Annotated in this window: 21 protein-coding genes; 14 read left to right on the top strand and 7 right to left on the bottom strand. The window is 60.2% G+C overall.

Translation table 11 applies throughout. The annotated features are described in order from the left end of the window. The first annotated feature begins 81 nt into the window (after nucleotides 1-81). The 13 genes from F4827_RS03410 (at nucleotide 82) to F4827_RS03470 (ending at nucleotide 16,776) form a co-directional block, all read left to right on the top strand. Nucleotides 82-1,245 (top strand): flagellin, encoded by a 1,164-nt coding sequence (locus F4827_RS03410; protein ID WP_183721589.1) that lies wholly within the window; start codon nucleotides 82-84, stop codon nucleotides 1,243-1,245. 143 nt (nucleotides 1,246-1,388) lie between these two features. Next, the gene (gene fliD, locus F4827_RS03415) at nucleotides 1,389-2,960 is read left to right on the top strand and encodes a flagellar filament capping protein FliD (protein WP_183721592.1); all 1,572 of its coding nucleotides are present in this window, start codon (nucleotides 1,389-1,391) and stop codon (nucleotides 2,958-2,960) included. A 30-nt stretch (nucleotides 2,961-2,990) separates the two neighbouring features. Then, nucleotides 2,991-3,290, top strand: coding sequence for a flagellar protein FliT (gene fliT, locus F4827_RS03420; protein WP_183721595.1), 300 nt, complete (start codon nucleotides 2,991-2,993; stop codon nucleotides 3,288-3,290). A gap of 246 nt (nucleotides 3,291-3,536) precedes the next feature. Then, a complete protein-coding gene (locus F4827_RS03425) occupies nucleotides 3,537-6,737 on the top strand; it encodes a tetratricopeptide repeat protein (protein WP_183721599.1) in 3,201 nt (1,066 codons plus the stop codon). 215 nt (nucleotides 6,738-6,952) lie between these two features. Further along, nucleotides 6,953-7,726, top strand: a complete 774-nt coding sequence (gene rfbF / locus F4827_RS03430) for a glucose-1-phosphate cytidylyltransferase (protein WP_183721602.1) — start codon at nucleotides 6,953-6,955, stop codon at nucleotides 7,724-7,726. Between the two features lie 10 nt (nucleotides 7,727-7,736). Next, complete coding sequence (gene rfbG, locus F4827_RS03435) at nucleotides 7,737-8,819, top strand: CDP-glucose 4,6-dehydratase (protein WP_183721605.1); 1,083 nt, start codon at nucleotides 7,737-7,739, stop codon at nucleotides 8,817-8,819. Between the two features lie 14 nt (nucleotides 8,820-8,833). Then, a complete protein-coding gene (rfbH, locus tag F4827_RS03440; RefSeq protein ID WP_183721608.1) occupies nucleotides 8,834-10,213 on the top strand; it encodes a lipopolysaccharide biosynthesis protein RfbH in 1,380 nt (459 codons plus the stop codon). A 28-nt stretch (nucleotides 10,214-10,241) separates the two neighbouring features. Further along, nucleotides 10,242-11,366 (top strand): NAD-dependent epimerase/dehydratase family protein, encoded by a 1,125-nt coding sequence (locus tag F4827_RS03445; RefSeq protein WP_183721611.1) that lies wholly within the window; start codon nucleotides 10,242-10,244, stop codon nucleotides 11,364-11,366. Further along, entirely contained in the window at nucleotides 11,363-12,301 is a 939-nt protein-coding gene (locus F4827_RS03450; protein WP_183721614.1) for an FkbM family methyltransferase, read from the top strand. Before F4827_RS03445 ends, F4827_RS03450 begins: the two co-directional genes overlap by 4 nt. Continuing rightward, nucleotides 12,298-13,104 (top strand): transketolase, encoded by an 807-nt coding sequence (locus tag F4827_RS03455; RefSeq protein ID WP_311672451.1) that lies wholly within the window; start codon nucleotides 12,298-12,300, stop codon nucleotides 13,102-13,104. Before F4827_RS03450 ends, F4827_RS03455 begins: the two co-directional genes overlap by 4 nt. Before the next feature lie 4 nt (nucleotides 13,105-13,108). Continuing rightward, entirely contained in the window at nucleotides 13,109-14,020 is a 912-nt protein-coding gene (locus F4827_RS03460; protein ID WP_183721617.1) for a transketolase family protein, read from the top strand. A gap of 9 nt (nucleotides 14,021-14,029) precedes the next feature. Further along, nucleotides 14,030-15,502 carry a glycosyltransferase gene (locus F4827_RS35785; RefSeq protein ID WP_183721620.1) on the top strand — a complete coding sequence of 491 codons (1,473 nt, stop codon included), beginning with the start codon at nucleotides 14,030-14,032 and terminating at the stop codon, nucleotides 15,500-15,502. Nucleotides 15,503-15,945: 443 nt separating this feature from the next. Continuing rightward, nucleotides 15,946-16,776, top strand: coding sequence for a site-specific integrase (locus tag F4827_RS03470; protein ID WP_183721622.1), 831 nt, complete (start codon nucleotides 15,946-15,948; stop codon nucleotides 16,774-16,776). Nucleotides 16,777-16,831: 55 nt separating this feature from the next. On the opposite strand, the gene F4827_RS03475 is transcribed toward F4827_RS03470, so the two are convergent. Further along, the gene (locus F4827_RS03475; RefSeq protein WP_183721625.1) at nucleotides 16,832-17,302 is read right to left on the bottom strand and encodes a hypothetical protein; all 471 of its coding nucleotides are present in this window, start codon (nucleotides 17,300-17,302) and stop codon (nucleotides 16,832-16,834) included. 316 nt (nucleotides 17,303-17,618) lie between these two features. Next, nucleotides 17,619-18,110, bottom strand: coding sequence for a hypothetical protein (locus tag F4827_RS03480; protein WP_183721628.1), 492 nt, complete (start codon nucleotides 18,108-18,110; stop codon nucleotides 17,619-17,621). A 191-nt stretch (nucleotides 18,111-18,301) separates the two neighbouring features. On the opposite strand from F4827_RS03480, the gene F4827_RS03485 reads away from it, so the two are divergent. Further along, nucleotides 18,302-19,168, top strand: a complete 867-nt coding sequence (locus F4827_RS03485; RefSeq protein ID WP_183721631.1) for a hypothetical protein — start codon at nucleotides 18,302-18,304, stop codon at nucleotides 19,166-19,168. Between the two features lie 243 nt (nucleotides 19,169-19,411). Here F4827_RS03485 and F4827_RS03490 read toward each other — a convergent pair whose 3' ends face one another. The 5 genes from F4827_RS03490 to F4827_RS03510 form a co-directional block, all read right to left on the bottom strand. After that, entirely contained in the window at nucleotides 19,412-19,993 is a 582-nt protein-coding gene (locus tag F4827_RS03490) for a hypothetical protein (RefSeq protein WP_183721633.1), read from the bottom strand. 77 nt (nucleotides 19,994-20,070) lie between these two features. Continuing rightward, nucleotides 20,071-20,307, bottom strand: a complete 237-nt coding sequence (locus F4827_RS03495) for a hypothetical protein (RefSeq protein WP_183721637.1) — start codon at nucleotides 20,305-20,307, stop codon at nucleotides 20,071-20,073. A 17-nt stretch (nucleotides 20,308-20,324) separates the two neighbouring features. Next, entirely contained in the window at nucleotides 20,325-20,564 is a 240-nt protein-coding gene (locus F4827_RS03500; protein ID WP_311672455.1) for an AlpA family phage regulatory protein, read from the bottom strand. 246 nt (nucleotides 20,565-20,810) lie between these two features. Then, entirely contained in the window at nucleotides 20,811-21,536 is a 726-nt protein-coding gene (locus F4827_RS03505) for an HIRAN domain-containing protein (protein ID WP_183721640.1), read from the bottom strand. After that, the gene (locus F4827_RS03510) at nucleotides 21,518-22,429 is read right to left on the bottom strand and encodes a HipA domain-containing protein (RefSeq protein ID WP_183721643.1); all 912 of its coding nucleotides are present in this window, start codon (nucleotides 22,427-22,429) and stop codon (nucleotides 21,518-21,520) included. Before F4827_RS03510 ends, F4827_RS03505 begins: the two co-directional genes overlap by 19 nt. Nucleotides 22,430-22,614 lie beyond the last annotated feature (185 nt).

The raw sequence follows: 22,614 nt of genomic DNA on the forward strand, positions 1-22,614 counted from the left end.
AGGCGGCCAGCAATGAACCCAGGCTTCCGCCGAAGTCATTGAGGCTTGTAACGGGCTAATCGCCCGACTAGGAGAATTTCCATGCTCGGAATTAACAGCAACATCAACTCGCTCGTCGCGCAACAGAACCTGACGAGCTCGGGCAGCGCACTGTCGCAAGCTATTACCCGTCTGTCGTCGGGTAAGCGCATCAACAGCGCAGCTGACGATGCAGCAGGTCTGGCAATCTCGAACATCATGCAGACCCAGATCAACGGTCTGGATCAGGGTGTGTCGAACTCGAACGACGGCGTGTCGATGGTGCAAACCGCATCGAGCGGCCTGTCGTCGCTGACCAGCAGCCTGCAACGTATCCGTTCGCTGGCAACGCAAGCGACCAACGGCTCGATGACCGACACCGACCGTGCAGCACTGCAACAGGAAGTCTCGCAGCAAGTTTCGGAAATCAACCGTATCGCGTCGCAAACGACGTACAACGGCATGAACGTGCTGAACGGCTCGCTCGGCACGGTGTCGTTCCAGGTCGGCGCAAACGTCGGTCAGACGATCAGCCTGAACCTGTCGCAAAACATGTCGGCAGCATCGGTTGGCAGCGGCGTGCCGCAAGCTGGCCAGACGCTTGGCACGTTCACGGGCCTGAGCCTCGACTCGGCTGGTGCTGCGGTCACGAGCGGCTCGGCAGCAATCACCTCGATCAACGTGGTTTCGGACGGCAGCGGCGGCTTCTCGTTCACCGACCAGAACAACAGCGCACTGTCGTCGACGGCAGTTGGGGCTCTGTTCTCGGGCGGCAATGTCGTCGGCAACAGCATCGTCGGTTCGGGCACGGCTCTCACGCTGGGCGACTCGGCAATGAGCGCACTGGGCACGGCAGGCGGTTCGGCAACGGACGCAGCAGTGGTTTCGCAAGTCAACTCGTACAACCAGCCGACCACGGTTGCTAACGTCAACATCAGCACGCAAAGCGGCGCTTCGATGGCGATGGAATCGATCGACAACGCACTGAACGTCCTGAACAACCTGCAAGCAACGCTGGGCGCAGCCCAGAACCGCTTCACGGCAATCGGCGCGACGCAGCAAGCTCAGTCGACCGATCTGGCAACGGCACAATCGTCGATCCAGGACGCCAACTTCGCGCAAGAAACGGCTAACCTGTCGAAGGCTCAAGTTCTGCAACAAGCTGGTATCTCGGTTCTGGCGCAAGCGAACTCGCAACCGCAGCAGATCCTGAAGCTCCTGCAGTAATAGCTTCTCGCAGCACGCGCCATCTGCACCGCCCGCCATACCCGGTGCAAGTGGCGCAAACCAATCGGGAGGCTCGCCTCCCGATTGGCATTTTCCCGATCTGAACCGATTCACAAGACTTCGCCCAAGCACGGAGCCTGTCCATGTCCACCGTAAATTCGACCGCCAGCACGATTGCGAGCACCGTCGCGGCTACGACTGCGTCGTCCAATGCCGCTCTCCAGCAAGCCGCCCAGTCGATCATCAGCGGCTCGACCGGCAATTCGTCGATGGACGTGAGCTCGCTTGTCTCCGCGCTCGTCAACGCGAAGATCGCCGGCCAGGCCGCCACCATCGCGGCGTCGCAATCTTCCGACAACACCCAGATTTCCGCCTACGGCGCGCTCTCGGCAGCGCTTTCTGCGCTTCAGGCGAGCCTCGGCACGCTTTCCGACGGCACGACCGCCAATGCCTTCACGGCCAGCGCGAGCGGTAGCGGCATCACCGCCACGGCCGCCAGCGGCGCGGTGGGCGGCACCTACTCGCTCGACGTCGCCCAGGTGGCGCAAGCCCAGGTGCTGACGTCGAAGGGCTACGGCGCAACGACCGCGCTCGCGAGCGGCCCGGCGACGATGACGCTGACCGTCAACGGCGCCAGCACCACGATTTCGCTGAACAGTTCGAACAGCACGGTTTCCGGCATCGCGTCGGCGATCAACAGTGCGAGCAACAATCCGGGCGTGACGGCTTCGGTCGTCAATGGCGCAGACGGCGCCCACCTCGTGCTGCACGCCACCACCACCGGCTCGGGCAACGGCATCAGCGTCGCCATCAACGACTCGACGTCGGGCGACGCACTGAACAACCTCGCGGTGAACACGACCGCCGGGACGTCGCTCGCCGGCAATGCCAGCGCGACGTCGGCGAACCTCAAGTCGAACCAGTCGAAGATCGACAATACGACGTACTGGACGCAAACGACCGCGGCACAGGATGCCTATTTCACGATCGACGGCACCGGTGTCACCAGCTCCAGCAACACCGTGACTTCGGCGCTGTCGGGCGTGACGTTGAGCCTGTCGGCGGCGTCCGTCGACACAACCGGCAATTCGCCGCAGACGCTGACGATTTCGCAGAACACCAGCGCACAGTCGAACGCGATCAACAACTTCGTCACGCTGTACAACACGCTCGTCACGACGATGGGCACGCTGACGTCATACAGTTCGACCTCGACGTCGCAGGGCGTCCTGCTTGGCGATTCGACGCTGAACCTGATCCAGAACCAGTTGGCGACGATCGTCTCGACTGGCGTGAAGAACGGCTCGACTTCGACCGGTCTTTCTTCGATCGGCATTTCGCTGGGCGCGGACGGCACGCTCTCCGTCGACAGCACCGCGCTCAACAACGCGCTGCAAAACAACCAGTCGACGATCGCCACGCTGTTCAACTCGACCAACGGCGTCGCCCAGCAGTTGAACACGAACATCACGAGCTATCTGTCGAGCACTGGGGCAATCGCGACGCGTACCAACGCACTCAACACCGATCTGACGAACCTGACAACCCAGCACTCCAACCTGACTGACTATCAGACTCAGCTCACCAGCATGTACACGGCTCAGTTCACGGCGCTCAACACGCTGATGGCGACGATGAACAACAACCAGCAGTACCTGACTCAGTTGTTCGGCGGCACCAACAGCGCGGGCGCGCTGGCCACCAACAAGAGCTAACGCGAGCTAAGGGAACAAGGGGCGCGAGCCATGGACGCACTGAACAGCATCGAACGCATCTGGCAATTCACCAAGGCCATCGAACAGGCTGCAGCCGTCGGCGAGTGGGAACGCGCCGCCGCGCTGGTGGACGAGCGCTCGCCACTCCTGATGTCGATCGGTGCGCAACAGCCGCCCGCCGCGGTCGCGCAGCTTCGGGAGATCATGGCGATCGACGCGCGCATCGCCGATGCCGCACAAGCCGCGCAGCGCTCGCTGGGCGCCGAGTATCAGGCGAGCATGCGGGCCACCCAGAACGCCAATCAGTATCAGCGTATTGCGCAGTTCTGACCCTGACTCAAAGACCATCGCATGCGCCGTTCTGGGCGCATTCGTAGCATCCAGCCCGCCTTGCGCGGGCTTTTTGTATTTCGCGCCTTTTTTGTCTTGCGCCCGGCGACGACGCGCAAGCGCAGCGGGTCGGCTTACGCATCAAATTGACGGTCATTTTGACTCCATCTCGGCGCATCGCCGCCCTGCCCGCCCCCGCATAATTCCTCCAACTTCCGCTCCAGGACGCTTTCGCGCGCCTTCGTCATGACCGCTTTCCCCACTCTGAACGACACGACTACGCTCCTCCCCGAAGCGCAACGGGAACAGGATATCGATCTCGTGATGCAGGCCGCGATCGAGCATCATCGCAAGCAGGAATACGCCGATGCGGCCGCGCTCTACGCCGCGGTGCTCGACGCCGATCGCGATCATGTCGACGCCAATTACCACATGGGCGTATTGCTCATGCAAACGGACCAGCCAGCCGAAGCGGTGCCGCACTTCGAACAGGTGCTCGGCCATACACCGAATTTCCATCAACTCTGGGTGTACTACTTCAACGCGCTCAGCGGCAGTGGCCAGTTCGAGGCGGCACGCGCGTCGCTCGAACTGGCGCTTCAGTGCGGCCTGCCGCCGGATGCTGTCGCCACGCTGCGCAGCCGGCTTGCCGAAGAAAGCGGTCAGGCCGGACTTGCCGGTTCGGTCCCCGCGCAGCCCACGCCGCAGACGGAACAAGACATCGCCGCCAAAGCCGCGCCCGCCAGTGACGCCGATCCGCGCCGCGCCACCGCCGCAGAGTTGCAGGAATACGCGACGCTCTTCAACGCAGGCAAAATCGACGCGGCGCTCAACGTAGCCCGCCGCCTGACCGAGTCGTATCCCGGACACGGCGAATGCTGGCTGGCGCTGACGCACGCACTGCAACGCAATGGCCATTTCGCGGAATCCGTGAGCGCCGCCGAGCCCGCCGCGCGCCTGCTGCCCGATCAGGTCATCGCGCAGACCATGCTGGCGGACGCGCTCTATATCGTGCGCCGTTTCCAGCGCGCGGAAGAACATTGCCGCCAGGCCATTGAACGTCATCCGCAGTGCGCCGCGCTTCATCGCACGCTGGGCGCAACGCTGCAGGTGATGGGCCGCAGCGCCGAGGGCATTGCCTTCATCCGCCACGCGGTTGAACTCGCGCCGCACGATGCGCTCGAACTCGACGCGCTCGGTAACGCGCTCGCCCAGCACGGCGAATACGACGAAGCGGAAATCACCTTCCGCCGCGCGCTCGAAATGGCGCCGACCCAGGCGCCGACCAACAGCAATCTGTTGTTCGGCCTGATGCACAAGCTCGATCTCGACGCGCCGCGCGCCTTCGCCGAATTCCGCGCCTTCGCGGAGCGCTTCGAAGCGCCGTTGCGCGCTCAGTGGCAGCGGCACGCCAACGAGCGCAACCCGGCGAAGCGCCTGAAGATCGGCTTCGTCTCGGGCGATCTGTTCGATCATCCGGTCGCGTACTTCCTGCTTTCGGTGGTCGAACATCTCGCGCTCGATCCCACGCTGTCGCTGCACTTCTATTCGAACTACGCCGCGACCGACAGCTTCACCACGAAGATCCGTGCGCACGCCGCAAGCTGGCGCGAAATCTTCGGCATGAGCGACGACGTGGTGGCGCAGACCATACGCAACGACGGCATCGACATCCTGATCGACCTCTCGGGCCATACCGGACGCAATCGTCTGGTGGCGTTCGCCCACAAGCCCGCGCCGGTGCAGGTGAGCTGGATCGGCAATCCGGCGACGACGGGTCTTTCGGCGATCGACTATTACATGTCGGATCGCTTCGTCACGCCGCTCGAACAATTTGCGAGCCAGTTCTCGGAGAAGCTCGTTTTCCTGCCCGCTCTCGCGCCGTTCAAGCCGCATCCGGAAGCGCCGGACGTCAACGAACTGCCTGCGCTGAAGAACGGTTATCTGACCTTCGGCAGCTTCAGCCGCATCGTGAAGATCGGACCGGAAGTCGTCGCGCTGTGGGCGCGCGTACTGCGCGAAGTGCCCAACTCGCGCATGCTGGTGGGCGCGATTGCGTCGACGGAGCAGATGAGCAAGATCGCAGGTATGTTCGCGAACGAAAATATCGACGCGAGCCGTATCAGCTTCATGCAGCGCAAGAGCGTGACGAATTACCTCCAGCAGCACAACATGGTGGACGTCTGTCTCGATGCGTTCCCGTTCGCGGGTTCGACCACGACCATGCACGCGCTGTGGATGGGCGTGCCGACCATGACTTTGCCGGGCTATTCGATGGCGAGCCGCGGCAGCACGGGTTGGCTCTCGCATTTAGGTCTCGAAGACGCATTCGTCGCGACCGACAAGGACGACTTCGTGCGCAAGTGCGCTGCGCTCGCCGCCGATCCCGAAGCGCTTGCCGCGGTGCGCCGCGAACTGCGCGCGCACTGCATGCAGTCTCCGATCGTCAGCGCCAGCACCATCGCCAACGCCGCTTCGCGTGCGCTGCGCACGATGTGGCAGCGCTGGTGCGACGGACTCGCGCCGGAGCATTTCGAAGTGCCGGCGCAGGTGCAAAACGCATCGGTGGCGCAGATCGAAGCTCTGGCGCGCGATCTGCAATCGCACATCGCCACACCTGCTGCCGAAGCCGCACCAGCGGCACAAACCGCACAAGTGGCAGAAGTGGCAGAAGTGGCGCAGGCAACGACGCAAGCCGCCGCGCCTGCGCGCGTATCGGCGCCCATCACATCGATCGGCATGACGACCGCGATGCCTTCCACGCGCAAGCCCATCCGCCTCGTGTGCGGCACGCGCAGCAGCCGCGACCGCTTCTCGAGTGACACGGCGCTGGGCCGCTCGCTCAAGCTCTACGCGCACCTGCCCGACCTCGAACTGCAACTGTTCGACAGCAACGCGCGCGGTCTTTCGAGCATCTACAACGCGGCTATCGACGACGCCAAAGAGAATCCCGCCCTGCTGGTGTTCATTCACGACGATGTCTGGCTACAGGACTTCTTCTGGGCGGAGCGCGTGCGCGAATCCCTCGCGCGCTTCGACGTGATGGGTCTCGCCGGCAACCTGCGCCGCGTCGCACGCCAGCCTTCGTGGGCTTTCACGCCGGAATTCAAGTGGGACGAGCGTCAGTACCTGAGCGGCGCCGTGGGTCACGGCAAGGGCTTCCCGTGCGATGTGGCCTCGACGTTCGGGCCGTCCGGCCAGGAGTGCAAGCTGCTCGACGGCCTGCTGCTTGGCGCGGATAGCGAAACCCTGTCGCGCAGCGGCCTGCGCTTCGACGAGCAGTTCACCTTCCACTTCTACGATCTGGACTTCTGCCGCCAGGCCGAACTCAAGCGACTGCGCATGGGCACCTGGCCGATCTCGGTTGTCCACGAAAGCGGCGGCGCATTCAACTCGCCGGGATGGCGCGCGGGCTACGAGCAGTATCTGCGCAAGTACGGCAACTGATTCGACGGCTCGCGGGGCATCGGAGCGCACTGAGGGGCAGCCTGCGGCGCGCCCCGTCCAGCAATCGCCATACGAGCGCATGCAGGCCGGTCGAACTCAGCGGCGGGGCCGCGCCATTCACGCGATTTCCGGGGCTTTCCTGCCTCTGACTCGCGATTTGAACAGGCCGCCCGCCGCTTATGCTGCAACTATCAAACTAGTCTGAAAGGTGGCCAGTGAAAGCGGTAATTCTAGCGGGTGGACTTGGCACCCGGCTGATGGAGGAAACCGTCCTCAAGCCGAAGCCATTGGTCGAAGTCGGCGGCAAGCCGGTGCTGTGGCACATCATGAAGATGTACGCCACGCACGGCATCAACGAATTCATCATCTGTGCCGGTTACAAGGGCTACCTGATCAAGGAATATTTCGCGAACTACATGCTGCACAACGCGAATGTCACATTCGACATCGCGCAGGGCAGCATGGAAGTCCATCGTCATACTGCCGAGCCGTGGCGTGTCACGGTAGTCGATACCGGCGATACGACCATGACGGGCGGCCGTCTCAAACAGATCCGTCCGTATCTTGGCGATGAAGACTTCTGCATGACTTATGGTGACGGCGTGAGCGACGTCGATATCACGACACTCATTCGCTATCACCGCAAGCACGGCTGTCTTGCCACGTTGACCGCTGTGCAGCCGCCCGGACGCTTCGGCACCCTGGAGCTGGAACGCGACGTCGTTCTGTCCTTCAAGGAAAAGCCCAAGGGCGACGGCAGCTGGATCAACTCCGGCTTCTTTGTGCTCAATCCGAGCGTGCTCGACTACATCGAAGGCGATCACATTCCGTGGGAGCACGAACCGATCGAGCGCATCGCCAATGATGGACAGTTGCGTGCACACTTCCACGATGGCTTCTGGCATCCAATGGATACGCTGCGCGACAGGAACTATCTGAACGAGCTGTGGGATACCGGCGCAGCGCCCTGGAAAACCTGGGAAAAATGAGCCAGGGACAATGAGCACTTCTGAATTCTGGCGCGGTCGCCGCGTATTCCTGACGGGCCACACCGGCTTCAAGGGCGCATGGCTGGCCTTGTGGCTCGCCCGCATGGGTGCGCGCGTGACCGGCTATGCCCTGCCCGCGCCAACCTCGCCGAGCCTGTACGAACTGGCGGGCATCGAGCGCCATCTGGAACAGTCGGTCACTGGCGACATCAACGATGCTGCGCGGCTCGCCGGCGCGATGGCCGCCGCAGAACCCGAGATTGTGTTCCACCTCGCCGCGCAACCACTCGTCAAGGAAAGCTACCGCCAGCCCGCCGCGACCTTCGCAACCAACGTGATGGGCACCGTCAATCTGCTCGAAGCCGTTCGCGCGACGCCGTCGGTGCGCGCGACGCTCGTCGTGACGACCGACAAGTGCTACCTGAACCGCGAGTGGGTGTGGGGCTATCGCGAAACCGATCCGCTCGGCGGCCACGATCCGTATAGCGCCAGCAAGGCGGCGGCGGAAATCGTCGCGGCATCGTATCGCGCGTCCTTTTTCGACGCCGATGTCGCGCTCGTCACCGCGCGCGCGGGCAATGTGATCGGCGGCGGCGACTTCGCGCCCGACCGCCTGCTGCCGGACGTGATCCGCGCCATCGAGCACAATGCCACGCTCGAGATCCGCTATCCCGATGCGGTGCGTCCGTGGCAATTCGTGCTGGAGCCGCTGCGAGGCTACCTGGATCTGGCGCAGCGCGCCTATGCGCGCGAAGCCGGTATGGACGACGCCTGGAATTTCGGTCCGAGCGAAACCGGCGCGCGCAGCGTGCGTGACGTCGTGCAGCGCTTTGTCGAGGTATGCGCGCAGCAGCGGCCCGCAGCGGTCCGATTCGGCGCGACGCAGCCGCACGAGCACGAAGCAAACTTGCTGCGCCTCGACATTTCGAAGGCGCGCGCACAGCTTGGCTGGCACCCCAGCCTGAGCTTTGACGAAACACTCGAACTCACCGCCGACTGGTATCGCGCGTGGCTCGCCCGCGCCGACCTGAAGGCATTCACCGAACGGCAACTCGAGCGTTATCTCGACACCGTATCGGCATTCCGCATCTAGCCGCTCTCAAGACGATGGAACAGCACATCATCCCCATTCAGCCCGCCTCCACGCAGCCGGCACCGACTGGCCGGGACCTCTCGCGCGAACAGGAACTGCGCCGCGAAATCCTCGAACTGGTCGACCGCTATGCGCAGCTGAGCTGCGCGAGCGCGCCCTTCGTGCCGGGCGTGACGCCGGTGCCGCCCGCAGGCAAGGTAATTGGCGCGAGCGAATTGAAGAACATGGTCGAAGCCTCGCTGGACGGCTGGCTCACGACCGGGCGCTTCAACGACCAGTTCGAAGCCGATCTCGGCAAGCTGCTGGGCGTGCCTTATGTGTCGACCGTGAATTCCGGCTCGTCGGCGAACCTGGTGGCGTTTTCGGCGCTGACCTCGCCGCGCCTCGGCGATCGCGCGATCCGTCCGGGCGACGAAGTGATCGGCGTGGCGGCAGGTTTTCCGACCACCGTGAATCCGATCCTGCAATTCGGCGCAGTGCCGGTTTTCGTCGATATCGACATCCCCACGTACAACGTCGACCCGGCGCTGCTCGAAGCTGCCATCTCGCCGAAAACCAAAGCGATCATGCTGGCTCACACGCTCGGCAATCCGTTCAATCTCGAAGTCGTGACGGCGTTGTGCCGCAAGCACAACCTGTGGCTGATCGAAGATTGCTGCGACGCGCTGGGCGCGACGTATCAGGGCAAGCTGGTCGGCACCTTCGGCGACATCGGCACGCTGAGCTTCTATCCCGCGCACCACATCACAATGGGCGAAGGCGGTGCGGTGTTCACGCGCAATCCGGAACTCAAGGCGATCGTGGATTCGTTCCGCGACTGGGGACGCGACTGCTATTGTCCGCCGGGCCGCGACAATACCTGCAACAAGCGTTTTTGCTGGAAACTTGGCGATCTGCCTGCGGGTTACGACCACAAGTACACGTACTCGCACCTCGGTTACAACCTGAAGATCACCGACATGCAAGCGGCCTGCGCGCTGGCGCAGCTCGATCGTGTCGAGAAATTCATCGCCACGCGCCGCCGCAACTTCGGCTTCCTCAAAGAGCGTCTGCGCGAGAGCGAAGAGTTTCTCGTCCTGCCGGAGGCAACCGCTGGCAGCGACCCGTCGTGGTTCGGCTTTCCACTCACCTTGCGCGATAACGCGCCGGTGACGCGCACCGACCTGCTCGGCTATCTCGACCAGAAGAAGATCGGCACACGTCTGCTGTTCGGCGGCAACCTGCTGCGCCAGCCGTATATGGCAGGCCGCAATTATCGCGTTGCGTCCGATCTCACGCAGACGGATCGCGTGATGCACAACACTTTCTGGATTGGCGTTTATCCGGGACTCGACGACGAGCGCCTGGAATTCGCCGCACGCGCTATCGAGGAATTCCTCGGCGTGGCGTTTTGAACGCGCGAGTTGCGAGGGCATTCGCACCATGCTGAATACGCGAGACAACAGCGCGACCGCGCAAATCAAGGCTGCGCCGCCCGGCGCGAAAATGCTGGACGTCTGGCATGAGGACGTCAGGTATATCGTCGCTCAACCTCTGCCATGGGAAAAGCTGAGTGGCCGGCGCGTGCTGGTTACAGGCGCGGGCGGGTTCCTCGGCGGCTATCTCGTGCGCACATTGCTCGGGCTGCATGCGCTCGGCAAGGTGAGGCAGCCGGTCGAAGTCGTGGCCATGGTGCGCGACGCTGCGCGCGCTCGCGCGCGCTTTGCGGACATAACCGCGCAGACAGCCAGCCATTTGCAACTATCCGAATGGAATCTGAACCAGATCGCAGTGCCCGATCTGGACCCATGCGATTACATCCTGCACGCCGCCAGCCAGGCGAGCCCGCGCTTTTATGGCTCTGACCCGGTCGGCACCTTGATGCCCAATGCGGTCGGTACAGCAGCGTTGCTGGAAATGCTGCGGGGTAATCCGTCGGCCCAGGGCATGCTATTCGTAAGCAGCTCCGAGGTCTACGGTTCGGTGGCAGGGGAACAGATGCTCGCGGAGACTGGCTATGGCGTGGTGGACCCGACCGCCGTTCGTTCGTGCTACGCGGAGAGCAAACGCATCGGCGAAGCAATGTGCGCTGCCTGGCATCATCAGCACGGCATCCCCGCCTATATTGCGAGGCCGTTCCACACCTATGGTCCGGGCCTGCAAGCCGACGACGGACGTGTCTTCGCAGACTTCGTCTTCAATGTGCTGCGCGGCGAAAACATCGTCATGAATAGCGATGGTAGCGCACGACGCGCCTTCTGCTACGTCTCAGACGCGATTCTTGGCCTTTTCACCGTGCTGCTGCAAGGCGCGCCAGCCCAGCCTTACAACGTGGCGAATCCCGCGGCCGAACTTTCCGTGATGGAACTGGCGGAATTGCTCGCGGGACTGTATCCGCTCAAGAACCTGCGCGTCGAGCGCCGTGCGCCTGCGAACCAATCCGGCTATCTGCTCAGCAGCTTCAACCGGCTAGTGCCGGATGTTAGCCGTCTGGAAGCACTTGGATGGCGCGCCCACACCACGCCCGATGCAGGCTTTCGTCGCATGATCGAGGCGTATCAGATATGACATCAACAATCGCTCAATTAAAAGCCCTCTACCGCGATGGCAGTCTTTCGAAACCGGATTTTATTCGCGAGGCACTGAAGGTTCATCAGACGCTGTTTCAGTATGTGGATGTCATTCGCACAACGGATATCCGTGAAATCCTCATTGATGCGAATTCCGTTGTATTTGTAGTCGGAGAAGAGGGCATTCGACTTCAATGTCCGCCGAACGAGGCACGTGTAGCCCCCGTCGAAGTGATGAATTTCGATCATTACGAAATACACGAAACTCGTGTAATGGACACCGTTGCACAAGATTGCCGCAACCTCGTCGATATCGGCGCGAATATCGGTATGCATACCGTGCGCTTCGCGATGCGAGCGCCTCAGGCCCGCGTCTTCGCGTTCGAGCCGATGCCCGGAAGTTTCGCTTTTCTGCAACGAAACGTGGCGGAAAATGGCGTCGGCGATCGGGTTAGCTGTTTCAACTACGGCCTGTCAGATCGGAACGGAACCATTGACTTCTTCATTGCGCCGACTGCCGGCACCAACGCTTCGCTCATGAACGTGGCGGACGCGCAAGACGCCCAGCGAATAGTTGGACTGACGCTGACGCTCGATCAATGGGCAACGAACCAGGCAATCGCACCGGACTTCATCAAGTGCGATGTGGAAGGCGCTGAACTCCTCGTATTCCGCGGCGGCCATTCGACACTCGCGCGGCATCGTCCCGTGGTCTTTACCGAACTCCTGCGCAAGTGGTCCAGACCGTTTGGCTACCACCCCAACGATGTGATCGAATTCTTCGCGTCGTTCGGCTACGAATGCATGGCAGTGGGCGAAACCGGAGTTCGCCGGTTGACCTGCGTAACCGATGAAACCATCGAGACAAACTATGTGTTCCTGCACCGTGAGGCCCATGCCGAAAAAATCTCGCGGCTGGTGAGCAAAGCGTGAAAAGAACGACTACCGAACTCGCCCGCCGCATGCGCGTAGAAGCATTGCAGATGGTGCAGCGTGCCCGCGCTTCGCATATCGCAAGTGCGCTTTCGATTTGCGACATCGTCGCGGTGCTCTACGGCGAGGTCCTCAACGTGGACCCGGACGAACCCCAGGCAACGCAGCGAGACCGCTTCATCCTGAGCAAGGGTCACGCGTGCGTGGCCATCTATGCGGCGCTGGCCGAATGCGGCTTTTTCGAGCGCTCCGAACTGCTGTCCTATGGCCGTGACGGCTCGCCGTTGATGAACCACATTAGCCATAAGGTGACCGGCGTCGAGTTCTCCACGGGCTCGCTCGGGCACGGGCTGCCGTTTGGCGTGGGCAAGGCGCTTGCCGCCAGACGTAACGACGCCGCATGGCGCACCTTCGTCCTTCTGAGCGACGGCGAACTGGGCGAAGGCAGCAACTGGGAAGCGCTCATGTTTGCCGCCCATCATCGACTCGACAACCTGGTCGCGATTGTCGACTACAACAAGCTGCAGAGCCTGACCACCGTCGATCAGACACTGCGACTCGAGCCGCTGGCGGACAAATTCGCCGCGTTCGGCTGGAGCGTGCGGGAAGTGGACGGCCACGACCACGACGCGCTGCGCACGGCGCTGGGCTGCACGCCCTGGCAGCCGGGCAAGCCTTCAATGCTGATCGCGCACACTATCAAGGGTAAAGGCGTCAGCGCAATGGAGAACAAGGTCGAGTGGCATTACCGCTCGCCAGACGCGGATCAACTGGCGCAGTTCCTCGAAGAGCTGGAGGGCTAATACGATGCGTAATGCGTTTATCGAAGAACTGGTGGCGCTGGCTGCCGAACACCCGCATATTGCATTGATTGTCGGCGACCTGGGCTATTCCGTTATTGAGCCATTCGCAGACCGCTTTCCAGAGCGCTTCATCAATGCAGGCGTTGCCGAGCAGAACATGACTGGCCTTGCTGCCGGCATGGCATCGGAGGGCTACCACGTCTTCACGTATTCCATTGCGAATTTCCCAACCTTTCGGTGTGCAGAGCAGATTCGCAACGATGTCGACTATCACAGGTTTCCCGTGACTGTAGTTTCTGTAGGCGGAGGTCTCGCCTATGGTGCGCTGGGATATTCCCATCATGCGGTGCAAGACTACGCGCTGATGCGCAGTTTCCCGAACATGCTGATCGCCGCGCCTGGCGATCCGATGGAAGTGCGCGCCTGCATGCGCTATCTGGTCGAGCACCCGCAGCCGTCCTACCTGCGTCTTGGCAAAGCTGGCGAGCCCAATTTTCACGCCGCCGTGCCGCAGGTCGCTCCGGGGCGATGGCTCAAGATCGCGGATGCAAAAACGCCCGCCGATGCGCGTAAAACGCTGCTGTCCACCGGCGCGGGCATGAGCATCGCGATGAACTGGCGCGAACACCCCGATTTCGCACAATACGAAGTGCATTCCCTGCCGCTCTGGAGCATGGCTGCCAAGAGCACGCAGCCGATCACGCTTGAGGACTTTGCGCTCGTCGAAACCCTCGAAGATCATCTCACGGACGGCGGCTTCGGTTCGTGGCTTATGGAATCCGCCATCGGCCGCCGCAACGGCGCGGCGATCGACGTGCACGCCCTCTCACACGAAGTGTGCGGGACAGTTGGATCGCAGGAAAAACTCAATGCACTGGGCGGCCTGCCGCTGCGGTCTGCCGTAGCCATCTCGTAAAGCGACACCATGCAAACTGGCAATATTCTTCTTTCACTCTGCATCCCGACGTATAACCGCTCTGCGACGCTCAAAACTACGCTCGAGAGCATCGTCACACAGGAAGCATTCCTCGCGACCAACGAAATCGAGGTCGTCATTGCGGACAATTGCTCCAACGACGACACGGCGCAAGTCGCGACGGACTATGCGAATCGTTTTCCCGGCAAAATTCTTTTCTATCGAAACGAGGTCAACATCGGACCGGAAAAGAATTTCCATTTGGTGTTGGCCAAAGCACGAGGTCAGTTTCTCAAGCTCCATAACGACAGCTTGCTGGTGCGCGACGGTAGCCTCGGCGAAATCGTCAAGGTCATCCGCGCGAGCGCGCAGCTCAAGCCCACCATTTTCATGACGAACGGCGCGAAAGGATCGGCCAACCCGATCGAGCCGCTCGCCGATCTGGACAGCTTCATCCAGCGCGTTTCCTACATTTGCACGTGGATTGGCGCATTCGGGCTCTGGCGCGAACAGTTTCAGGCGATTCCCGACTTCCTGGAGAACGCGTCCTCGCGTCTGGTCCAGACGGACATCCTGCTCAAGCTGATCTCGACGGGCAAGGGCGTGCTGGTTCTGCACGGCAACTATTTTTTCTCGCAGGATGTAGGCAGCAAAAGCGGCTACAACCTCGCGGAAGTGTTCGGCAAGAATTATCTCGGCATGCTAAAGAAGTATGTGGCGGCCGGCAAGATCACGCCGCACACCTATGCGAAGGAAAAGCAGGATCTGCTGCTGAACCACATCCTGCCGTACTACATGGATAGCGCCAACGCTTTCGAGAAGACCGATTTCTTCGAAAACATGGCGGACTATCGCGACGAGCCGTATTTCTTCAAGGCGCTGGAGGGACGAGCCGGGCAATTCTGGCGCCTGTCGAATCCGCACAATTCCACCAGGCTGGTGAAACTCGCCCTGACGTCGTCGCTAGCGAAGATCAAGGTGGGGCGCCGCACTTATGGCGACCTGACGGTGATGGATTTCGGCCACCCGGACGAGCGCCTGACGATCGGCAATTTCGTGTCGATCGCCGATAACGTGCGCTTTCTTTTGGGCGGCAATCATCCTCACGGCGGCCTGTCGACGTTTCCATTCACGTTCAGCTATCACGGCAAGCTGGAGGCGCAAACCAAGGGGCCGATCACGATCGGCGACGACGTGTGGATCGGCTACGACGCGATCATTCTTTCCGGCGTGAGGATTGGGCAGGGCGCGGTGATCGCGGCGGGCAGCGTCGTGACCCGGGACGTGCCGCCCTACGCGATCGTGGGCGGCAATCCGGCCAAGGTCATCAAATACCGCTTTGCGCCGGACGTCGTCGAAAAGCTTTGCGCATTCGACTTCTCGAAACTATCCGATCAGACGATTCTCGCCATGGGCGAGTTGCTCTACGACAAGCTCGACAGCAGCAATATCGATGAGGTGCTGGCGAAGCTGACGCAGTGAAGAAGCGCGGTTGAGACCATGGGTGAGCCGTGAGAAGGCGTCGCCCATGGGAAAGCCAGGTAGATCCGCCAGAACCTGCGGACGAAAAAAAGGGCGCAGCACGTTTTGCTGAGCCCTTGATTTTTTATGCGATCAACTTTGGCGCGCCCGGCTGGGATCGAACCAGCAACCCCTGCCTTCGGAGGGTTGTAAGAGATCCAATATCGGCGCGGCTTTCCGGCTGATTTCTGCGTCTACAGGACGCGTACAGGACTCCTGGCGCGAAGTGACGCAGATGGGAACGATTAGCAAATATGTAGCAAAACGGGGCCGTAACATATCAGGCGAAGGTGCGGCGCAAGGGGGTGCCGCCTCAATCGCGCAGCTTCCATGAGAAGAAGGACGCAGCCGCGTGGGTACGGGCGACCGAAGCGACGCTAGATCCCGGGGAGCTACCGAAGGCCGTGAAGGTGCAACCGGACGGCCTGAACACTTTAGCGGAGGTGCTGCGGCGGTACGCGAGCGACGTGAGCCCGAAGAAGCGCGGCGGGGACATCGAAGTGCTCACGCTGCGGCGGTGGCTCCGCGAGTGCCGAGAGTTCATCGCGACGCCCCTAGCGCAACTGGACGCTTCGAAGGTTGCCGCGTGGCGCGACTCGCAGATGGAAGGTCGAGCCGGGTCTTCGGTCGCGCGGCAGCAAAACCTTCTTTTTAGTGCGATCAATCTGGCGCGTGCCGAATGGGGCTGCGACATACCTGTGTTTAAGGTAGCCCGCCCGAAGAGTCCGCCGCACCGTGATCGCATCTTGAAGCCGAAGGAAGAGAAGGTGCTGTTGGCCGAAGCTCGCCTCGCCCAGAATCCCTACCTTGTCCCTTGTATACAGTTCGCGCTCGAAACGGCGATGCGTGCCGGTGAGATCATCAATGCGCGGTGGGTTGATATAGATTGGGAGCGGCGCGTAATTCGTCTGCCGCTCACGAAAACAGATGTGCCGCGCGACGTTCCACTGTCAGCCAAAGCGCTCGCCGCGCTGGAACCGCTCGACCGGGAGACTGAGCGCGTGTTTGCCGGGTTGACGAGCGAAACGCTCAAACGCCAGTTCATCCGGCTCGTGAAGCGTTGCAAGATTGCCGACTTTCATTTCCATGACTGCCGCCACACGTGCCTGAGCCGGTTAGCGTGCGAGAAGGGCTGGAACCCGATCCAGTTGGCGACCCTCTCCGGTCACAAGGACTTGAAGATGCTCCAGCGGTACGTCCATCTGCGCGCGGATGATTTGGTGGCAATGCTGTAAGCGTCGGGTAGAAATGCGCGGCGAGTGGCTGAGGCTCGCCGCGCCTTCCCTTCCCTCACTCCGCCACATCCGGCACCTTCGGCCATTCCGGCTTATTCTCTGCTACCCATTTTTGCAGCACGCGGCGAGCCGAGTCACCCTTGGTCTCGATTTCCAACTCGTTGCAAATGGCGGTCCAAGTCGTTAGAACGCCGGCGTTGGGGTTAAGCTCCGGCACACTAGCCGCCCACTCAGCCGCACTAGGGGACGGTGCTTTCTTGATACCCAAGAGTTGGGACAACGGAATCTGCGGCATTGAGGCATCGAGCACTACCGGCTCCACTTGGCTGAATGCATCAATACCAGAGACCAAGCTCGACAACGGAATTCCTTTAGCGGAATCTGCTTTCGCCGCCCGCAGCAAGCCCTCTACGCGCTCGACCAGCCGCAGTATTGCATCGTTGAACGACAGATTCTCAAACGGATCGCGGCGGGCGAGATTGGCGACTCGCACAGCGACTGCTGTATCAACGTCGTACTTAGGCATAGCAGACTCCCTAGTGAACTTGCGACTTCACTGTAGCATCACGAATTCACTAGTGCAAGATATATACACTAGTTATCAACTAGTGAAGCCCCCCCCCCCCCTTCCCTGCCTATTGTGGGCAGTCCACGCGATTGCCGATCTGAGTTCGATCTTTTGCAGGGCGCGTATGGGACTCGTGCCGATGCTGCGTGCGCGGGACGAGGAGCGAAATGGACAGACGCAAGGGAGGGTCCGCCGCGAAGCGCGAACGGACGCTACAAAGTGTTCGAAACGACAGTTGTACCTCTGCCAACGCGAGTCTCTGCGGCTCGCCACGCTATCTCCGCGCGATCATGTCTCGCGCCAAGTCGGCATGTTCCCGCCTGATATCGCGTCTCCTGTCGTCATCAGCCGCAACCGCATCGCGATACTTCGACACGAGAGCCTCTAGGCGCAATACTTGTTTGTTCGCCGCGGCAATCGCCACTTCGAGTTGTTTGTCGGACAGCGCATTGAAATCCTCATCTTCATCGCGCAGTTCTGCCGCGATGTTTCTAATCTCGGTGCGAGCCGCTGCTAGGTCCTGTTCCCATGCTAGCGCCGCTCCACCTTGCCCTCCCTGCGCGAGTATCCTGTGGCGCGACCCGTCCGCGTAGTCCAGAAGATCGGGCAGCGACCTCAGCGCATGGTGAGCATTGCCGAGTGCCTTTCGTAGCTCCAGCCGCAGATCGAGCGATTTAACCTGATAGCTTTTCCAAAGGGCAAAGCCGCCCGTTATCGCTCCGATAATCCCTGTTACCGCGCCGATGTTGTCTGTGACGATGCTCATGTATCCATGCCTTCAGGAGTCGGTGAGCATGAGTCTATCTCCTACGGTGGCGGGTTCAAGTGTGTCCCCGAGCGTCCTGCGCGCGCGTGCGCCAACGAAAGGCGGTGTTCGGACTGCCCTTAGCAAGGCAGCGCGTCGCCAGAGCGCCCAGCAACTGCTACATTATTGAGATTCGAGTGGAGACCAATTAAATGCCGACCGAGGCCACTACGCCGCAGCCGTTTGCGTTCGTCTTAATGCCCTTTGATAGTTCCTTCAATGACATTTACCTACTAGGCATCAAAGAAACGGCCACTCAGCTGGACTTCGATTGCCAGCGCGTGGACGAGCAGATTTACCAAGAAAGTATGTTGGAGCGAATCTATCGACAAATTGATGTCGCTGATGTCATTGTTGCGGACATGTCCGGGCGAAACCCCAACGTGTTCTATGAGGTTGGCTACGCTCACGCAAAGGGCAAACTCGTCATCTTGCTTACTTCGGACACGGGCGATATTCCTTTCGATTTGAAGCACCATCGGCATATCGTGTATGGCGGTTCCGCCACTCGCCTGCGCACGCAATTGGCGAAGGACTTGGAGTGGGCGAAGGCCGAGATACAAAACCTTCGTGATAGCAGGATCAAGGTTACGTTGCAAAAGCCGTCGGGTCTATTGGAAAAGAGCGACTGGCTCGCAGAAGCTGACATCGATCTGAAATTCGACCTTTCGAACCACTCATCGCAGGCCTCCCCGGACATTGAAGCCATTTACATATACATGAATAGGCAGTGGACTGTTCGCCAAGATGAAAAGGTGTGCTCTACGGTCGATTCGGATTGGAGTCCGTTCAAGGAGCGGCACTTTCTTGCTTGCCCGGTTAGACGACTGCAAAAGAACGGCGGCTGGGCGCAAATTAAGGTCAACATGAAGCGCATTCTAGCCGTTGCTAGCAAAGGTGAGGTGCTGAAGGACAGCTATCAGCTAAAGGGTAAATTAGGTCTTCGCATCGCCACGTCCAGCGGAAACTTTGATTATCAGTTTCCGCTGGACGTGGCGGTGGACGAAATTCCTTTCTGACGGCGCTCGGCTGTGATGCGTCGCGCAATTTTTCGCGATATCTCGGTATGTGGAAGTAACTGCCTACTGCGGGCAGTCGCTATATGTCGGGCTATGAGAAGTTGGCCGCGCCGGACGGGAGTAGTACGCGCCGCGAGGCAAGCGAGTGCATTAGAGTGTCTGCGACGGAATAAAACAAAGCCCGGAGCCGTCTTGTGAACGGGCATCCCGGCTTCATCCCGCGACAGATGTCAGATCAGCGCATTAGAGATCGACACACCACACCTGCACGCCATCACGCTCAAGCTTTTCGCATCGCCGGGTCCCAGGATACTTGGGGGCCATGAAAAATACGTAGCGGTGAGGGATGTCGGGACGAGTCAGAAGCTTCTCCAGATCTTTACGCAGTTTCCCGTTGTTTGCTGGCGTCACCGCCGCAAATGTTTCTGCGACCACAGAGCCATCGTCGCTAACGATATCAAACGGCAAAGAGGCGTGCGCGCCTGGGGCAAGATGAAAGCCGCCGACAAGCGGATGAAGCGTGAGCAGTTGGCGCGCGGCCGCGATGGCGACCACAAGGCTCCAGGTCTGATTGGTTTGCTCGATCAGGTTTAACGGCGCTCCCGTGGCAGGATGAAAGCCAACCGAGTCGAATTTTAAGCGTCGGAATAGATCCAGCGAACCTTTCCTGTGGGTTCGAAGCCAATCATGGGCACGTGCTGCCGCATCTTCGACATATGCCAAGAGCCGATTCGTATCTTCAATGGAATTTACCCACATCGATGAAACGATGGGCTCGGGAACCTCTGCGCTGGTCTCTGTGACAGCGGCGTCATCCGCATTCAAGCCTTGACTCCATTAACATCTGGTAGCGATATTATCAAGGAAACTGAGTTGCCTGACTGCCCTTGCGATGGGCGAGGTCATAACGGAGTCTGCCAATCCGTGAATTTTTCAAGAAGTTCAGCTTCAACCTGCACGATGCGCCCGTCGCGGTCAACAACTGCTAGCGTTGCCGGCTCTCCGTCCGACGACGTGATAGTTAATCCTTCGAAGCTGACAGCGCTGATCGTGCTCGCGAGCGGAGAGGAGTGCCCCACATCGCGCGCGAGATCAATTTCGGGTGATGGCTTCCTGCCTACCGTGCGGCGTTCGCTCATACTTGCACCTCGACAGGCTAAAGACTCGGCCTAACAGTGCAGCCGCCTGCCGATCGCTCCGCGATCGATCTCACCCACTCCTGAATCTCCGACTCGACCCATAGGGACGTGTGGCGCACCTTCCGGGCACGTGGGAACTCGCCGCCCTTCACCAGTGCGTAGATAGTCGTCTTGCCAAGGCCAACGGCATCGAGCACGGCCGGCAAACGGATGAGGCGATCACTGGCCACGAGCGGCACTTCACAGTCGAGATTCACTAGCTCTCCAAGCGTTTTGGGGCGTGCAGCTTAGCAGGGGATTTCGTGCGTTCGGGCAAGCGATACCCCAGCAGCATCCCAACACTGAAGATCACGAAAACGGATGCCTTCACCCCATCGGTATGCGACGCTGGTTCGCACGGAATTTAGAGTTTGCGGCCAACACAGTCGGATTGCCTTGCGCACAAAAAACGAAGCCCCGCACATTGGGCGGGGCTCTGTACTTCCGATCTCGTGTTTGCTGCCTTAGCTGACGGGAGTCACACCAACGAACAAATAAACTAGCGGGCGTTCGGGCTTTCCATTGAGACGATCGATAGACGCCTCGATTTTTCCCGCGCTCAGCCACCGGTGGACCGATGGAAGCATAGGCCTCGGAACATAGCCAAGTTTCCGCCCGGACCAGTAAATTGCAATTGCCCTCTCATCAACACTGTTGAGCGGCTCCGGCAAAAACTGCACTTCATCACCGATATGGAGATCGCTTTGACTCACGCCTTGTCGCCAAAAACCGGCTACCTCCATGACAGTCTCGAGAGGCAATGCCGCAGTCGTTAGATCTGGGCACAACTCAAAACCATCCCCTGGCAATTTCGCGCCTGTATAGCCTAGCAAGGCCAAATCTGACCCTTGAAAGTCAGCAGGAAGTCTGTACTTCTCCAAGTACTCCGCGAAGTCGCGGCGCTTCCGCGAGGGCAATCGCCGAACGAAAGCTTCCAAGACACCTTTTCTGTGCTCGTCTTCACCCCGATTGAAAGCGGGATAACCTTGGAAACCTTCCAGTTTGGCCAGTTGGTAGTCGGCAGTCTGATTGAGATAGCGGAAAACTGGTTCGCCGTTGTCCAGCACGATCTCCGCCACCACGTGCCGACGCCGACTTTCTGGGCCGACGTCGGATGAAGGCTGCCACGATAGCCAGAGCCTCGACGGCTCGGCCACGTGCTCAATTTGCCTCATGACAATATCGCGCATAGTTGCCTGTATCGAAGGTTCACCAATCTTAGCGTGAAGCGAATGCGAGCTTCCGTGAGCTTAACGGGCAATTCTAGTTTACACAGTTCGATAAGTCGTTGTTCTAGTTCTTGCACCGAGAATAGGGCCAAAGTCTCCCGAAGAGGCCCCAAAAGGGTTGGGTGCGCTTCAACGACGTACCTGATCATGTCGAAATGTTGGCACCGCTTTGCGTCGTCTCCATTAAGCTTCATATGGTGGCAGCCCTTTCGAAGATACGCCGCGCATTTGTTGTCGTCCCAACCAGCAACATGCTCGAGGTGGCGCTCCATCCCCAAACTCGTACCATTATCAAAGAGCGGCGAGAGTCGTTCCCGGGTGGTTGCTCCATCGTCAAGCGTCCAAGCAAGAAAGCCCCAGTTGTCCTGATGACGGTCCGTATTTCCGATCAAAGCGTCAAAGAGAAACGCCCGCCCCCAATACAATAGCCAGTCGTCAATAAGCCCATGTCGTGCCGCGCGAACGCATGCGCGCTGAACCAACTGAAAGCTGTGCTGCGTTCCCAGCTTTCGGTCGTAGTCTGGGACAAGCCGCTGCAAGCGGTTCCCGCCCGCGATAAATGTCTGCTCACCGTCGACGAAAAACCATTCGATCAACGCCCCGCACACAGCTCGTCCCCGGTGTTCGGCAATGTACGCGGGAGGCACTTCCACGTCCAAAAGGCACCCAACAACGTAAGCAATCGTCTCAGCCCAAAATTGCTCTGGATAACGCTGGTCAGAGAGTTTGAACAGGTAGCGGCGGCCTGGCTTAATGAAATCGAAAGGGACAATGTCGGGTGGGAAAAGTGCGGACTTTTCCCGTGCGCCTTCCGGGTAGCGAGGGTGCTCCGGGTCTTCGGGCCAGTCAGTCACGTCAATGATGCCGGGCTGGATTACTGGTATCAATGGTTGCCCTGTCGCAAGGTCAAAATTGGCTTAGAGAATCGCCAGTATGCACGTGCTGAAGTTGGGGCACCAGTCCGCCTTATCAGCGCGTTATTCCGTACAAATTCCGTACGCAACAAAAAAGGGCTTAAGCGATTCGCATTAAGCCCTTG

Source organism: Paraburkholderia bannensis (assembly GCF_014200455.1).
Classification (GTDB): Bacteria; Pseudomonadota; Gammaproteobacteria; order Burkholderiales; family Burkholderiaceae; genus Paraburkholderia; species Paraburkholderia bannensis_A.